Annotated in this window: 13 protein-coding genes; 8 read left to right on the top strand and 5 right to left on the bottom strand. The window is 72.1% G+C overall.

Going from position 1 to position 15,312, the window contains the following annotated elements; all coding sequences use genetic code 11:
* Positions 1-27 precede the first annotated feature (27 nt).
* Positions 28-822 (top strand): YdcF family protein, encoded by a 795-nt coding sequence (locus BT98_RS0110420; protein WP_019460812.1) that lies wholly within the window; start codon positions 28-30, stop codon positions 820-822.
* Positions 823-837: 15 nt separating this feature from the next.
* On the opposite strand, the gene BT98_RS28415 is transcribed toward BT98_RS0110420, so the two are convergent.
* A complete protein-coding gene (locus tag BT98_RS28415; protein WP_058389965.1) occupies positions 838-1,224 on the bottom strand; it encodes a MucR family transcriptional regulator in 387 nt (128 codons plus the stop codon).
* Between the two features lie 393 nt (positions 1,225-1,617).
* Here BT98_RS28415 and BT98_RS27240 point away from each other — a divergent pair, with 393 nt between their 5' ends.
* Entirely contained in the window at positions 1,618-1,815 is a 198-nt protein-coding gene (locus tag BT98_RS27240; protein WP_155985199.1) for a hypothetical protein, read from the top strand.
* A 561-nt stretch (positions 1,816-2,376) separates the two neighbouring features.
* Here the strand turns inward: BT98_RS27240 and BT98_RS0110410 are convergent.
* Positions 2,377-3,129 carry a glucose 1-dehydrogenase gene (locus BT98_RS0110410; protein WP_019460813.1) on the bottom strand — a complete coding sequence of 251 codons (753 nt, stop codon included), beginning with the start codon at positions 3,127-3,129 and terminating at the stop codon, positions 2,377-2,379.
* A gap of 18 nt (positions 3,130-3,147) precedes the next feature.
* Positions 3,148-4,584, bottom strand: coding sequence for an aldehyde dehydrogenase family protein (locus BT98_RS0110405; RefSeq protein WP_019460814.1), 1,437 nt, complete (start codon positions 4,582-4,584; stop codon positions 3,148-3,150).
* Positions 4,585-4,914: 330 nt separating this feature from the next.
* Here BT98_RS0110405 and BT98_RS0110400 point away from each other — a divergent pair, with 330 nt between their 5' ends.
* Positions 4,915-5,610 carry a winged helix-turn-helix domain-containing protein gene (locus BT98_RS0110400; RefSeq protein WP_026033129.1) on the top strand — a complete coding sequence of 232 codons (696 nt, stop codon included), beginning with the start codon at positions 4,915-4,917 and terminating at the stop codon, positions 5,608-5,610.
* Positions 5,611-5,650: 40 nt separating this feature from the next.
* On the opposite strand, the gene BT98_RS0110395 is transcribed toward BT98_RS0110400, so the two are convergent.
* Positions 5,651-6,706 carry an Ldh family oxidoreductase gene (locus tag BT98_RS0110395; protein ID WP_019460816.1) on the bottom strand — a complete coding sequence of 352 codons (1,056 nt, stop codon included), beginning with the start codon at positions 6,704-6,706 and terminating at the stop codon, positions 5,651-5,653.
* 414 nt (positions 6,707-7,120) lie between these two features.
* On the opposite strand from BT98_RS0110395, the gene BT98_RS23985 reads away from it, so the two are divergent.
* The 4 genes from BT98_RS23985 to zwf all read left to right on the top strand — a co-directional run bounded on the left by BT98_RS23985 (position 7,121) and on the right by zwf (position 13,586).
* The gene (locus tag BT98_RS23985) at positions 7,121-8,482 is read left to right on the top strand and encodes a sensor histidine kinase (RefSeq protein WP_019460817.1); all 1,362 of its coding nucleotides are present in this window, start codon (positions 7,121-7,123) and stop codon (positions 8,480-8,482) included.
* A 105-nt stretch (positions 8,483-8,587) separates the two neighbouring features.
* Positions 8,588-10,132 (top strand): DegQ family serine endoprotease, encoded by a 1,545-nt coding sequence (locus tag BT98_RS23980; protein ID WP_019460818.1) that lies wholly within the window; start codon positions 8,588-8,590, stop codon positions 10,130-10,132.
* 143 nt (positions 10,133-10,275) lie between these two features.
* Positions 10,276-12,087 carry a phosphogluconate dehydratase gene (edd, locus tag BT98_RS0110380; RefSeq protein WP_019460819.1) on the top strand — a complete coding sequence of 604 codons (1,812 nt, stop codon included), beginning with the start codon at positions 10,276-10,278 and terminating at the stop codon, positions 12,085-12,087.
* A gap of 35 nt (positions 12,088-12,122) precedes the next feature.
* Complete coding sequence (zwf, locus tag BT98_RS0110375) at positions 12,123-13,586, top strand: glucose-6-phosphate dehydrogenase (RefSeq protein WP_019460820.1); 1,464 nt, start codon at positions 12,123-12,125, stop codon at positions 13,584-13,586.
* A gap of 25 nt (positions 13,587-13,611) precedes the next feature.
* Here the strand turns inward: zwf and BT98_RS27235 are convergent, their stop codons facing one another.
* Positions 13,612-14,307: a GntR family transcriptional regulator gene (locus BT98_RS27235; RefSeq protein ID WP_019460821.1), complete on the bottom strand. Its 696-nt coding sequence runs from the start codon at positions 14,305-14,307 to the stop codon at positions 13,612-13,614.
* A 155-nt stretch (positions 14,308-14,462) separates the two neighbouring features.
* On the opposite strand from BT98_RS27235, the gene BT98_RS0110365 reads away from it, so the two are divergent.
* Positions 14,463-15,305, top strand: a complete 843-nt coding sequence (locus BT98_RS0110365) for a fumarylacetoacetate hydrolase family protein (protein WP_019460822.1) — start codon at positions 14,463-14,465, stop codon at positions 15,303-15,305.
* Positions 15,306-15,312: the final 7 nt, after the last annotated feature.

Below are 15,312 nucleotides of genomic sequence, written 5' to 3'. Positions count from 1 at the left end.
CGGGCAACGGGATGCAGGCAGGGCCGCTTGAGCTTCCAGATCACGAAGTCCCTTTCGCTGCTCGCCCAGCCGAGCTTCCTGCTGTTCCTCTGCCTCCTGTTGGGGACCCTGCTGGTGTGGCGCCGCTGGCGGCGCAGCGGGCTCACGCTTCTCGGCCTGGCGTCGGGGTTCCAGTTGCTGCTGATCCTGCTGCCGATCGATTCCTGGCTGCTGGCACCGCTGGAGAACCGCTTCCCGCAGCCCAATCCGCCCCCGGCCCATGTGGATGGCATCATCGTGCTGGGCGGGGCGGTGCGGACGGAGATGACCGAGGTGCACGGCACCCCCTCGCTCAACGGTGCGGCGGAGCGGATGACCGCCTTCGTGGGGCTGGCCCGGCGCTATCCCGGGGCGAGGCTGGCCTTCACCGGCGGCAGCGGGCGGCTGGTGGCCGGGCATGTCACGGAATCCGAGGTGGCGCGCCGCCTCTTCGAGGAGCTGGGCCTGACCCAGCCGGTCATCTACGACGAGGAGTCCCGCACGACCTACGAGAACGCGGTCTTCCTGCGGCAGAAAGTGCGGCCCGCGCCGGGGGAGACCTGGCTGCTGGTGACCTCCGCCTGGCACATGCCGCGTTCGGTCGGCGCCTTCCGGCGGGCCGGGTGGGAGGTCCTGCCCTGGCCGGTCGATTACCGCAGCGGGGCGTCCTATGGCGAGACGCTGGAGAACAGCCTGCCCGATAAGCTCGGCAACCTCGACGGCGCCGTGCATGAATGGCTGGGCCTGCTCGGCTACCGGCTCATGGGGCGTAGCGCCACGCTTTTCCCGGGGCCGGGGGAGTAGGCGCGGCCGCCGGGTTCAGCCCTTCCCGGCACCTTTCTGCGCGCCCTCGGCACGGCGCCGGGTCAGGGAGGCCGCCACGGGCGGCGGGCGGCCCGGCTCCGCCCCGTTCGCCGTGCCCATCGGCCCCGTCAGGGCGCGATGCACCTCGGCGATCAGGTTGGGCAGGTCGGTGGTCTGCACCGCGTTGTTCGAGACATGGGCCGCCACGATCTGCACGGTCAGCGACACCGGATCGCGCTTCTTCGGGGCCAGCAGCCCGGGGATCTGCTTGCGGGGACGCTTCCGCGCCAGGGCCCCCGGCTGCAGCAGGACGCCGAGGCTGCCCAGCCCGGCGCCGGCCAGGAGGGCGGCGGCGGCATCGGCGCGGACTTCCTCGCTCCCGGCCTGCGCGGACGCCGCCACGGGCTCGGGTTCCGGGGGCGCGACGGGCTGCGCGGCAACTTCCCCGGGCGTGGCTTCCGCCTGGCTGTCCGTGGTGCCGCGTGGGGTGTCCGGGGAAGCCTCCTGAAGGGCCAGGGCGGGCTGCTCCGGCGCAGGAGGGTGTGCCCTGCCACCGGCCCGGCGCGGTTTCGCAACGCTGCCCGCCGGCGGGGCGGCGGCCGGGGGAGGCGAGGCCGGAGCATCCTGCGCAGGAGGTGCCTCCACGGCCGGGGGTGTCTTTTCCCGGGGCGCGGCATCCTGGGGCAACGAAGCCTGAGGGGCCGGCGCCCGGGCTGCCCCGGCCGGCGGCGCATCGGTGGGCGGAGCCGCGGCATGGCCGCCGGAAGGCCCTTCGGAAAGGCCGGGGGCGAGCGCATGCGCGAGAAGGCGGCGCAACGTGCCGGCGGTTTCGTGGAAGCCGTCCCGGCGGCTCACGACAAAGGCCTTTCCGTCCAGCCAGAAGATCCGCTGCTGCATGGACAAGCGATGGATCTGGGATTCGGTCGCCGGCAGGAAACGACAGCCGAGCGATTCCGCGATCGCATACTGCTCGCGCGTCAGTTGCACCGATGAGTTCTCATAATATCTGTAGAACCTGTGCGAAGGGCAGGTGGGACAGGGCTTGGCGGAGACTTGTCACCGGCTGTCAAACCCTGCGTTCCAATCTGTCTTCCGTCACGAAGTTCCTGGCCAAACAACGATTGCGAATGCCTTTCAGGCCCTCTGCGGAAACCGGTCCCGCCTGAGTCAACCCTGCGCTTCTTCCCGGTGCCCATCCGGATCATGGATAGGGGCGGGTTTTGCCCGCTTCCATCCACAGAGGCAATCCATGGATGCCGATGCCCATGGGAAAGCCGGACTGCGGACCGGCGGGCGCGATAACGCGAAGTCCTGTCCGCCACGGCATTCTGCGCGCAAGTGGCACGGGATGCCAGCGCATTTTCCGGAACCCGGCCCGCGCCGGGGGGCCATGGCGGGGCGGGGCGCACGGCCTTGCGCTGCGGTCGTTCCGGCCGGCGCAAGGAAAGCGGCCTTTCCGTGCCGGCCCGTGCAAGCCTTCCCTCGCGCGCCGCGGGCCGGTCAACACGGCGCGCGCGAGAGGTCCGCGGAAGTCCTGTCTTCCGCGAACCGGTGTCAGACGGTGCGCCCGCCATCCACGGGCAGTTCCACGCCCGTGATGAACTCGGCCTCGTCGGAAGCGAGGTAGAGCGCCGCGTTGGCGATGTCCTCCGCCCGCGACATGCGGCCGAGCGGGATGGTGGAGACGAATTTCGCGCGGTTCTCGGGCGTGTCGGGCACGCCCATGAACTCGGTGAGCAGTCCCGTCGCCCCCATCACCGGGCAGATCGCGTTCACGCGGATCTTCCACGGCGCGAAGTCGAGCGCCAGCGACTTCGACATCACGTTCACCGCGCCCTTGGTGGCGTTGTACCAGGACAGGCCCGGCCGTGGCCGCAGCCCGGCGGTGGAGCCGATGTTCAGGATCACGCCGCCGCCCGCGTCGCGCATCACCGGCACGACCTCGCGCGCGAAGAGGTAGATCGACTTCACGTTGACGCGGAAGACGCGATCGAAGGTCTCCTCGTCCACATCCAGCACCGGCTGGTTGCGGTGCGTGGTCCCGGCATTGTTCACCAGGATGTCGATCCGCCCGCCGAAGGCCGCGCGCACCTGCTCCACCGCGCCGTGCACGGAGGGGCCGTCGCCCACATCCGCCGTGACGGCGATGGCGTCGCCGCCGATCTCGCGCGCCACGCGCTCCGCCGCATCGGCGCGCAGGTCCAGCACGGCGACCTTCGCGCCCTCCTGCGCGAAGCGCTTCGCGATCCCCTCGCCGAAGCCGCCGCCCGCGCCGGTGACCAGCGCGACCTTGTCCTTGAGCCTCATCCTGTTCCCTCCCTGGAATCACGCGCCGTGCCGGATCGCGATGGTCTTCAGCGTGGCGAAGCCGTGGAGCGCGGCGAAACCCTTCTCGCGCCCGTGACCGGAGCGCTTCATGCCGCCGAAGGGCAGTTCCACGCCACCCGCCGCGCCATAGTTGTTGACGAAGACCTGCCCGGTGCGCACGCGACGCGCCAGCCGCATCGCGCGGCCGACATCGCGCGTCCAGATGCCGGACACCAGGCCGAACGCCGTGCCGTTGGCCACGCGCAGCGCATCCGCCTCGTCGCGGATGCGGATGGCGACGAGAACCGGGCCGAAGATCTCCTCCTGCGCCAGCACATGGTCCGGCGGCACGTCGCCGATCAGCACCGGCCGCACGTAGAAGCCGTCGCGCGGCAGGTTCGGGCCGAGCTCGCCCTGCGCCAGGATGGGCAGCCCGTCGCGCTCCGCGATGGCGAGGTAGCGCTCGATCCGCTCCTTCTGCGCCGCGTTCACCACCGGGCCGAGATCGAGGTCCTGCGACGCGGCGCCGACGCGCAACTCGCGGAAGCGCGCGGCGAGGTCGGCGGTGAAGCTGTCGTAGATGGAATCCTCGATCAGCACGCGCGATCCGGCGGAGCAGGTCTGGCCGGCATTCTGGATGATCGCCTTCACCACGGTCGGCGCCGCTTCCGCCAGATCGGCATCGGCGAAGACGATCTGCGGCGACTTGCCGCCCAGCTCCAGCGTCACGGGGATGGTGTTCCGCGCCGCCGCCGCCTGGATCAGCGTGCCGACCTCGGGCGAGCCGGTGAAGCTGATATGGCTGATCCCCGGATGCGCGCTCAGCGCCGCGCCGACCTCCTCGCCCAGGCCGGTGACGACGTTGAACGATCCGGCCGGGAAGCCCGCCTCGTCCGCCAGCCGCGCCAGGGCCAGCGCGGTCAGCGAGGTGTCCTCCGCCGGCTTCAGCACCACCGCGTTGCCCATGGCCAGCGCCGCGCCGACCGAGCGACCGGTGATCTGCAGCGGATAGTTCCACGGCACGATATGGGCGGTGACGCCATGCGGCTCCCACATCGTCAGGACGGTGTAGCCTTCCTGGAAAGGGATGGTCTCGCCATGCACCTTGTCGGCGGCGCCGCCATAGAACTCGAAGTAGCGCGCGCAGGCGGCCACGTCGGCCGCCGCCTGGGCCAGCGGCTTGCCGACATCCTCGCTTTCCATCCGGGTCAGCGCCTCGGCGTCGCGCCGCACCAGCCCGGCCAGGCGCAGCAGCAGCCGGCCGCGCGTGGCGGCGTCCAGCCGGCCCCAGTCGCCCTCCATCGCCGCCTGTCCGGCGGCCACGGCGGCGTCCACGTCCTGGGTGGTGCCGCGCGCGATCCGGGCCATCACCTGCCCGTCCGAGGGATTGGCCACCGGCAGGTACTTGTCCGGACCGGTCCAGCGGCCGCCGATGAAGTGCTTGTGGGTTTCCAAGGGCAAGTCCTTCCCATCCTCCGAGCAGGCGTCGCCGCGGCCGCGACGGAAAGGGTGCCGGTGGCGCCGCCGCCGGGGCGGGCCGCTTCGCCGGGTGTTTCCTCCGTTCCGGCCGCTCCCGCGACTCTTGGCCGCCAAGACTGGCACCGCCGCCGCCCGAGGTCCAACCCCGGCCGGACTTTCGCCGGCCCCGCAACGACCCGCCGGCCCCTCGTCATTCCCTTGGGGCCGCGTTGTCGCCTGGCCCGATCTGCGTCACAACCGGGGGCCGTCGCCCCGGCCCGTAGGCACCACATGGGAGGGATGACGGCGGCGGAAGGTGACGGCGGCATGCGCATCCTGGTGATCGAGGACGATACGGTCACGGCCGACTACATCGCCAAGGGCCTGGGCGAGGACGGGCATGTCGTGGATGTCGCGCGCAACGGCAGGGACGGGCTGTTCCTGGCGCTCAACGAGCCCTTCGACGTGATCGTCACCGACCGCATGCTGCCCGGGCCGGACGGAGTCGCCATCGTGCGGGCCCTGCGCGCCTCGAACATCGCCACGCCCGTCCTGATGCTCACAGCGCTGGGGGAGGTGGACCGCAAGGTGGAGGGGCTGGAGGCGGGCGCCGACGACTACCTCGCCAAGCCCTTCGCCTTCGCCGAGCTGCGCGCCCGGCTGCGCGCCCTGGCCCGCCGCCCCGCCGCCAGCACGGAATCCACCGAGCTGTCCCTGGCCGACCTGCGCATGGACCTGCTGCGCCGCACCGTCACGCGCGGCGCCCGGCCCATCGAGCTGCTGCCGACCGAGTTCCGCCTGCTGGAGTACATGCTGCGCCATCCGGGCGAGGTGCTGACCCGCACCATGCTGCTGGAGAAGGTCTGGGACTTCTCCTTCGACCCCACCACCAACGTGGTGGACGTCCATGTCAGCCGCCTGCGGCGCAAGCTGGAGGCGGGCGGCGAGCCGCCGATGATCCGCACCGTGCGCGGCGCCGGCTATGCGCTGGAAGCACCGGAGCGGGCCGGCGCCGAGGGGTGAGCCCGGCCCGTGTGCCTGTCCGCGGCCGGCACGACGCCCCTCAGGGCATGGCGACGCCCAGCTTTTCCGCCCAGGGGCGCAGCGCGTCGAGGATGCCCGCCCGCAGCGCGAGCCCGTCGCGTTCCGCCGCCGCCCGCCGGCGCAGCCCCGCCTCGCCGGGCAGGCGCACCGGGCCGAAGCCCGGGCGCGGCGGGCTGGCGCGGCAGTTGCCGGTGATCGCGTCGGCCTGCCGGGTGAAGGCGTCCAGCCCGGCGAAGGCGCCGGGGTCGATCATCTGGAGGAAGACGGCGTTCGACATGCCCGGCGCCCCGTCGGCGCGGCCATGGCCGGACAGGCCCTGGCTCAGCGCCTCGGCGGTCAGGGCCCAGCCATAGCCTTTCTGCCCGTGGTCCTGGCCGCCTGCCGGCAGGACCGTGCCGCCGCGCTGGACCACGGTGGGATCCTCCGTCACCTGCCCCTCCGCATCCATCAGCCAGGGACGTTCGTAGCGCCGCCCTTCGCGGATCAGGCGCAGCGCCATGTTGTTGGTGGTGATGGAGGCGCTGACATCGATCATCACCGGGTCGCCGCCGGTCGGGAAGCCGAAGGCGAAGGGGGCGAGGGAGAGCGTGCCCTTCACCCCGCCGAAGGGTGCCACCGAGGCCGCGCCGGGCGCCGAGGAATGGATCGAGAGCACCAGCCCCCGTTCCGCCGCGCGCTGCAGATAGGCGGCGAGGCAGCCGGTGTGGTGGCAGTCGCCGATGGCGATGCTGGCGATGCCGAATTGCGCCACGCGTCCATAGGCGGCCTCCAGCGCCCGCAGCACCAGCCAGGCGCCCGGCAGCCGCCTGCCGCGCCAGGCCATCACCGCGCCCCGGTCGGAAAGGATCTCCGGCTCGCCCCGTAGGGCCATGGTCCCGGCCTCGATCTCGCCCAGGTAGCGCGCCGCCAGTTCCAGCCCGTGCGTGTCGTGGCCGAGCATGTCGGCCTCGACCAGGATATCGGCGACGGCCCCGGCCTTGTCCGCCTCCATGCCCGCCGCGCCGAAGAGTTGGGCGGCGAAGGCGCGCAGCGCCTCGGGCCGGTGGCGCGGGGCGGTGGATGCGGACGCGCTCACGCCTGCGCCCCGGTGGAGGTGGCCGGAGCGGGGAGGGGGGTGTCGGTCTTCATGCGCGGATGTTCCTTCCTGACCTGTTGTTCCGGGGTCCCGGGGACGGGGCCCCGAGGGCGGGGCTCTGCGGGACAGCCTGCCACGGTCCGCGCCGCTCCGGCACCGGGCCCGCCGCGGGGAGGGCCTTTGCGGTGAGCGGCGAAGGGGAGGGCGGACCGGGAGAGCGCCCCCCGACCCGCCGCCATACGGACTCGCCTCGCGGGCCGGTTTCGCCCTACAGCCATCGCCGCCGGCGCCCGCGCGCCGGGAATCGCGGTGCCGGAATGGCGCCGCCCGCCGCATGATCCGCTTCCGGGCTCCGCGCGCCCGGCCCGGTGCCCCCCGGCACCGCGTTTCCTGGAGCCCGGTTCCCCAAGCCCCATGCGCCTGCGCCGCCATTTCCGCTGGACCCGCTCCTTCGCCCCGCGCGCCGCGCTGCTGATCGCCGCGGTGGTGATGCTCGCCTCCGGCCTTGGCGCCGGCTGGGGCTGGCTGCGTGCCCAGGCGGCGCTGAACCAGCAGCTCGACCTGATCCTGGCCGCCGAGGCCGAGGGGTTCCTGCGCGAATACGAGGCTGGCGGCCTGTCCGGCCTCGCCACCGTGGCGCAGTCCTATGTCCGCCGCAGCGGCCCGCTGCGTGTGCAACTGCAGACCGCCGATGGCCGCCCCCTGCTGGGCGACCTGCCCGGCGTGCCGCCCGGCCTGCGCGGCTTCGCCACGTTGCGGGGGCAGGACGGCACCCGGCTGCGGGCCCTGGGCACCGTGCTGCAGGGCGGGGTCGGCCTCGTCCTCGCCACCGACCTCGCCCCGGCCGAGCGCGCCGCCGCCGCCCTGGCCTGGACGCCCTGGATTTCCGGCGCCTTGGGGGCCGTGCTCGCGCTGGCCCTGGGCTTCCTGGCGGCGCGCAGCCTGGAGCGCCGCCTGGCCGGGGTCAGCACCGCCGCTCGCGCCGTGATGGCCGGCGATCTCGGCCGGCGCCTGCCCGCCTCGGGGCGCGGCGACGAGTTCGACCGCCTCGCCGCCACGATGAACGCCATGCTGGAGCGCATCGAGCGCCTGGTCGCCGAGGTGCGGCAGGTCACCGACGACGTGGCGCACGACCTCCGCTCGCCGCTTTTCCGCCTGCGGCAGCGGCTGGAAACGGCCCTGGCCGGCGCCCGCGAGCCGGAGGCCGATGCCGCCACGCTGGAGGCCGCGATCGGGGAGCTCGACGGCATCCTCGCCACCTTCTCCGCCCTGCTGCGCATCGCCCGCACCGAGGCGGGGGCGGGGCGGGACGACATCGCCCCGCTCGACCTTTCCGCGCTCGCCGCCCAGGTGGCGGAGGTCTATGCCCCCGTGGCCGAGGAGGCCGGGCGCCGGCTGGAGGCCGGGATCGCCCCCGGCCAGCGCATCGCCGGCCATGCCACCCTGCTGCGCCAGGCCCTTGCCAACCTGCTCGACAACGCCCTGGCCCATGGCGCCGGCACGCTGCGCGTCACGCTGCGCCCCGGCCCGGTGCTGGAGGTCTCCGACGACGGTCCCGGCATCCCGGCGGAGGAGCGGGAGAAGGTGCTCCGCCGCTTCTACCGGCTGGACCGCAGCCGCAACACGCCGGGGACCGGCCTGGGCCTCGCCCTCGTGGCCGCGGTCGCGCGCCTGCATGACAGCCGCCTCGAACTCCATGACGGGCCGGGGGGGAGGGGGCTCACCGTCGCCCTGGACCTTTCCGCCGCCGCGCCTGAGCCCGGTCCGGAACCCTGAAAACTCTTTCATGATCCTGTCGGAGCGTCTCCAGCGGCGCGGGTCCAGATGGCATCCATCGCGGTGGCATCACCACCGGCCGCAGTCCTGAGAGGAACCGCTCGGATGTCGAATCCCTTCCGTAACCGCCGTCGCAACGCCGCCTTCGCCGCCGTGCTGCTGGCCGGCACGGCCCTGGGTGGCGTCGCCACCGGCTGGGCGCCCGCCTTCGCCGAGGGTGCCGTCCAGGCTCCGCAGGGCGGCCAGATCCAGCCCGCCGCCGCCGTGGTGGCCCCGGCCATGCAGGGCCTTCCGGGCTTTGCCGATCTGGTCGCCAAGGTCCGCCCGGCGGTGGTGACCATCACCGCCATCGAGAAGCCGCAGCAGCAGGCCGAGGCCGGCTCGCCCTTCCCGCCGGGCTCGCCGCAGGACCGCATGTTCCGCCGCTATTTCGGTGCCCCCGAGGGCGGGCCGCGCGGCGGCGTGGCCGAGGCGCTGGGCTCCGGCTTCCTGGTCGATGCCGAGGGCCATGTCGTCACCAACAACCATGTCGTGAAGGACGCCGCCTCGGTGAAGGTGACGCTGGATGACGGGCGCGAGCTGCCGGCCCGGATCGTGGGCCGCGACGAGCGCACCGACCTGGCGCTGCTGAAGATCGATGCCGGCGGCAACCTGCCCTTCCTGAAGCTGGGCGATTCCGACAAGGCCCGCCCGGGCGACTGGGTGGTGGCGGTGGGCAATCCCTTCGGCCTCGGCGGCACCGTCACGGCGGGTGTGGTCTCGGCCCGCGGCCGCGACATCGGCGCCGGCCCCTATGACGACTTCCTGCAGGTCGATGCCCCGATCAACCGCGGCAATTCCGGTGGCCCGCTCTTCGCCCAGGACGGCACGGTGATCGGCGTCAACACCGCCATCTTCTCGCCCAGCGGCGGCTCGGTCGGCATCGGCTTCGCCATCCCCTCCAACATCGTCCAGACGGTGGTGGCGCAGCTGGAGAAGAACGGCCATGTCGAGCGCGGCTTCCTTGGCGCCAGCACCCAGCCGGTGACCGCCACCATGGCGAAGGCGCTGCAACTGCCCGAGGCCCAGGGCGCGCTGGTGGCCCAGGTCGAGCCCGACAGCCCCGCCTCCCGCGCCGGGCTCAAGGCGGGCGACGTGATCACCGCCGTGGACGGCACCGCGATCCACAGCCCGCGCGAGCTGGCCCGGGTGATCGCCGACCACCACCCCGGCGCCGAGGCCACGCTGACCGCGCGCCGCGACGGGGAGGACCAGAAGCTCCCGGTGAAGCTCGCCTCGCTGCCCGCCCAGGACGGCGCCCAGGCCCAGGCCGGCCATGGCGAGGATGACGGCCAGCCGCGCTTCGGCATCGGCCTGGCCAGCATCCGCGAGGCCGAGCAGCAGGGCCTGGACCTGCCGCGCGGCACCAAGGGCGCCGTGGTTTCCGCCGTGGAGCCCGACGGCCCCGCTGCCCAGGCCGGGTTGCAGGCGGGCGACGTGATCACCAGCGTCGCCGGCAAGCCGGTGGCCAGCCCCGAGGACGCCGCGAAGGCGATCCGCGAGGCCGCCCGGAGCCATGGCGGCGCGGTGGCGCTGCGGGTGCAGCGCGACGGCCACGGGGCCTTCGTGGCGATGCAGGCGCCGCAGGCGGGCAAGTCCCACCAGGGCTGACCCCCCCCTGGGGCCAGGGATGGAGAGGGCGAGGGCGGCTCCCGCAGGGGTCGCCCTTTCCTGCGTTCCGGCCCCGCATAATCGGCTTGCGGCGGCGCCGCACAATGCGCAGTTTGCTGGCCGGGTTCCGACGGATCGAAAACATGACGTTGCAGGCACGGATTGGCGAAGTCACCGAACGCATCGTGGAGCGCAGCCGCCCGGCACGCTCCCGCTACCTCGACCGCATCGAAGCCGCCGCGGCGAAGGCCCCGCGCAAGGCGCTCGGCTGTGCCAACCAGGCGCATGCCTTTGCCGCCTGCGGCGCGGCCGACAAGGAACGCATCTATGGCAGCGACGCGCCGAATCTCGGCATTGTCACCGCCTATAACGACATGCTTTCGGCGCACCAGCCCTATGAGCGCTTCCCCGGGCTGATCCGCGAGGCCGCGCGCGCCGCCGGCGCCACGGCGCAGGTGGCGGGCGGCGTGCCCGCCATGTGCGACGGCGTCACGCAGGGCGAGGCGGGAATGGAGCTCTCGCTCTTCTCGCGCGATGTCATCGCGCTCGCCACCGCCGTCGCGCTGTCGCACCAGACCTTCGATGCCGCCGTCTATCTCGGCATCTGCGACAAGATCGTGCCCGGCCTCGTCATCGGCGCGCTCTCCTTCGGCCACCTGCCCAGCGTCTTCATCCCCGCCGGGCCGATGACCTCCGGCCTGCCGAACGACGAGAAGACGCGCATCCGCCAGCTCTTCGCCGAGGGCAAGGTCGGGCGCGAGGCGCTGCTGGAGGCGGAGACGCGGTCATACCACGGCCCCGGCACCTGCACCTTCTACGGCACCGCCAACACCAACCAGATGCTCATGGAGATCATGGGCCTGCACCTGCCGGGCGCCAGCTTCGTCAACCCCGGCACCACGCTGCGCGACGCGCTGACGAAGGAGGCCGTGCGCCGCGCGCTGGCCATCACCGCCTCCGGCAACGAATTCATGCCGGTCGGCCGCATCCTGGACGAGCGCGCCTTCGTCAACGGCATGGTCGGGCTGCACGCGACGGGCGGTTCCACCAACCACACCATCCACCTCGTCGCCATGGCCGCCGCCGCCGGGATCACCTTGCGCTGGGACGATTTCAGCGACCTCGCGGAGGTGACGCCGCTGCTCTGCCGCGTCTATCCCAGCGGCAAGGCGGATGTGAACCAGTTCCACGCTGCCGGCGGCATGGGCTTCGTGATCCGCGAGCTGCTCGATGCCGGGCTGCTGCACGAGGATGTGAACACCGTCTGGGGCACCGGGCTGCGCGGCTATGTCGCCGACCCCGGCGTGGCGGAGGACGGCACGCTCACCTGGCGCGAGGTACCGGCGGAAAGCGCCGATCCGAAGATCATCAGCAAGGCCAGCGCGCCCTTCCAGCCGACCGGCGGGCTGCGCGTGCTGGAAGGCGATCTCGGCCGCGCGGTGATCAAGACCTCCGCCGTGGCCGAGGAGCGCCATGTCATCGAGGCCCCCGCCCGCGTCTTCCACGACCAGTCCGAGTTGCAGGCGGCCTTCAAGAAGGGGGAGCTGAACGGCGATGTCGTGGCCGTGGTGCGCTTCCAGGGCCCCAAGGCCAACGGGATGCCGGAGCTGCACAAGCTGATGCCGCCGCTGGGCGTGCTGCAGGACCGGGGGCATCGCGTCGCCCTGGTCACCGACGGGCGGCTTTCCGGCGCTTCCGGCAAGGTGCCCGCCGCGATCCATGTCACGCCCGAGGCCGCCGAGGGCGGCGACATCGCCAGGATCCGCGACGGCGACATCGTCCGCGTCGATGCCGTGGCCGGGCGCCTGGAGGTGAAGGTGCCGCCCGCGGAATGGGCCGCCCGCCGCCCTGCCGAGGCCGATCTGGCGCATTACCACAGCGGCGTCGGGCGCGAGCTCTTCACCGCCTTCCGCGCCAGCGTCGGCTCCGCCGAGAACGGCGCCAGCGTCTTCTGACCGTCACCGCCAGGAAAGAGACCCGAGAGACCGTGATGGCCAAGATCGTTCCCGTTCCGCAGTTCGACTATGTCGTCTTCGGCGCCACCGGCGACCTGACGATGCGCAAGCTGCTGCCCTCGCTCTATCACCGCTTCCGCGACCGGCAGTTCGACGACCGCTGCCGCATCGTCGCCGCCGCGCGCACCGAGATTTCCGACGACGGCTACCGCGCCCGCGCCGAGGAAGGCCTGCGGCAGTTCGTGAAGGCGGATTTCGACGCCGCCACGGTGCAGGACTTCCTGCGGCTGGTCGTCTACAACCGTGTGGACGGCGCCGGGGAGGAGGGCTGGCCCGAGCTGATGGAGCGGCTGAACGAACGCCCCGATGTCGTGCGCCCCTACTACCTCGCCACCTCGCCCGACCTCTATGGCCCGATCTGCCGCAACATCGAAGCCCATGGCGGCCTGACGCCGAAGTCGCGCGTGGTGCTGGAGAAGCCGATCGGGCGCGATCTCGCCTCGGCCCGGGCGATCAACGACGCGGTCGGCGCCGTGGTGCCGGAGGCGCAGCTTTTCCGCATCGACCATTATCTCGGCAAGGAGACGGTGCAGAACCTGATGGCGCTGCGCTTCGCCAACACCATCTTCGAGCGCCTGTGGAACGCGGACATGATCGACCATGTCCAGATCACCGTGGCCGAGACGGTGGGCGTGGAAGGGCGCGGCGGCTACTACGACAGGTCCGGCGCCATGCGGGACATGCTGCAGAACCATATCCTGCAGCTTCTCTGCCTGCTCGCCATGGAAAGCCCGGTCTCGCTCGACGCCGATGCGGTGCGCGACGAGAAGCTGAAGGTGCTGCGCGCCCTGCGCCCGCTGGTGCCGTCGGAATTCGCCGGCACCATCGTGCGCGGCCAGTACACGGCCGGCGCGGTGAACGGACAGCCGGTCGCGGGCTACCTCGCCGATCTGGGCGACGGCGCCAGCACCACCGAGACCTTCATCGCCATGAAGGCCTATGTGAACACCTGGCGCTGGGCCAATGTCCCCTTCTATCTCCGCACCGGCAAGCGCCTGCCGCAGAAGGTCTCGGAGATCGTCATCCAGTTCCGCTCGCCGCCCTTCACCATCTTTCCCGGCGAGGCCGGCAACCTGGAGCCCAACCGCCTGCTGATCCGCCTGCAGCCGGAGGAAGGCATGCGGCTGGAGATGATGACCAAGGAGCCCGGCCCCGGCGGCCTGCATCTGCGCCCCACCGGCCTCGACATCTCCTTCGAGAAGGCCTTCAACAGCCGCTACCCGGATGCCTATGAGCGGTTGCTGATGGATGTGGTGCGCGGCAACGCCACGCTCTTCATGCGCCGCGACGAGGTCGAGGCCGCCTGGAACTGGGTCGAGCCCCTGCTGGAAAGCTGGGAGGACAAGCCCGAGACCCCGCGCCCCTACGCCGCCGGAAGCTGGGGACCCACCGCCGCCATCGCCCTGATCGAGCGCGACGGCCGCACCTGGTACGAGTGAGACGGGCGGGGCCGGGGGGGCTGCCTTACCCCGGCTCCTGCCGCCGGTCGAAGAACAGGCGGACCGCATCCGCCGTCCGCTGGTAGTGCTCCCGCAGGGCCTGCACCGCTTCCTCCGGCCGCCGTGCGAGCGTGGCGTCGAGGATGTCCCGGTGCTCGCGCACGACATCGCGCTTCACGCCCGGGATGCTGACCGACATGCGGCGGTAGAGTTCCGCCCGCGCCAGCAGCGCCCCGCACAGGCCGGTCAGGATCGGTGAGCCGCAGGCCGAGAGAAGGCTGGTGTGGAAGACCGTGTGCTTCTGCTCCCAGTCGTCCCGCATTGCCGAGGGGATGTCGTCGCGCTCGCGCGGCAGGCGCGCCATCAGGTGATGCGCCGCCAGCACGCGGCTTTCCCATTCCGCGTCCCCGTGCAGGATCGACAGCCGCAGGGCCTCGCCCTCCAGCAGCTGCCGGTTGTGCACGATGTCCATCATCTCGGCGGCGGAAACCGGCGCCACCCAGAAGCCGCGGTGGTTGTCGGCCAGGGTGAAACCTTCCGCCGTCAGCCGGACCAGCGCCTCCCGCACCGGGGACACGCTGGTGCCGCAGAGCGTCTGGAGGTCGGCGAAGCGCAGACGCTGGCCCGGCGGCAGCGATCCCCGGCGGATCGCGTCCAGGATGGTGGCATAGGCATCGCCCGCCAGCGTGCGCGTTTCGGCCCGTTCCTTCACCTGCTGCACTTCGGTCGCGCTCCGTATTTTCGAAAATCGACGTCGAATTCGAATGATATTGACATTTCGTAAGTTCAGCGGGAAGCCTGCACCAAGGTTCCAGACTCGTGAAAAGAGCGGCCGACGGTCCTGGCCAGGGGCCGCTTGTTCAGGGAGACAGCGTCTTGAAGCTCGTTCGTTTCGGTTCACCCGGCGCCGAGAAGCCCGGCCTCGTCGATGCCGATGGCCGCATCCGTGACCTTTCCGCCGTGGTGCCCGACATTGGCGGCCCGGTGCTGTCCCGCGATGGCCTCGCCCGCCTGCGCGACCTCAGCCCCGCCGACCTGCCCCTGGCCCCCGAAGGCGTCCGTCTTGGCGCCTGCGTCGCCGGCACGGGCAATTTCATCGCCGTCGGGCTGAACTATGCCGACCATGCGGCCGAGAGCGGCATGGCGGTGCCCAGCGAGCCGGTTCTCTTCAACAAGGCTCCCTCCTGCATCGTCGGGCCGGACGACACCGTGCTGCTGCCGCCCGGCTCCACGAAGTCCGACTGGGAGGTGGAGCTCGCCGTGGTGATCGGCGAGCGCGCCTCCTATGTCTCCGAGGCCGAGGCGCTGGACCATGTCGCCGGCTACTGCGTCTGCAACGACGTGTCCGAGCGGGAATACCAGCTTGAGCGCGGCGGGCAGTGGACCAAGGGCAAGGGCTGCCCGACCTTCGGCCCGCTCGGCCCCTGGCTGGTGACGAAGGACGAGATCGGCGATGTCCAGGACCTGCGCATGACCCTCGCCGTGAATGGCGAGACGGTGCAGGACGGCTCCACCCGCACCATGGTCTTCCAGGTGCCCTTCCTCGTCTCCTACATCTCGCGCTTCATGGCGCTGATGCCGGGCGACGTCATCACCACCGGCACCCCGCCGGGCGTCGGCATGGGCATGAAGCCCCCCCGCTACCTGCGCGGCGGCGACAGGATGCGCGTGGAGATCCAGGGCCTGGGCGCGCAGCAGCAGCGCGTCTCGGCCGGCTGAGCCACCC

The sequence above is a fragment of the Roseomonas mucosa ATCC BAA-692 genome, assembly GCF_000622225.1.
GTDB lineage: Bacteria > Pseudomonadota > Alphaproteobacteria > Acetobacterales > Acetobacteraceae > Roseomonas > Roseomonas mucosa.
Note: the sequence above shows the minus strand (reverse complement) of the source record. Positions and strands in the feature narration are given on the sequence as shown.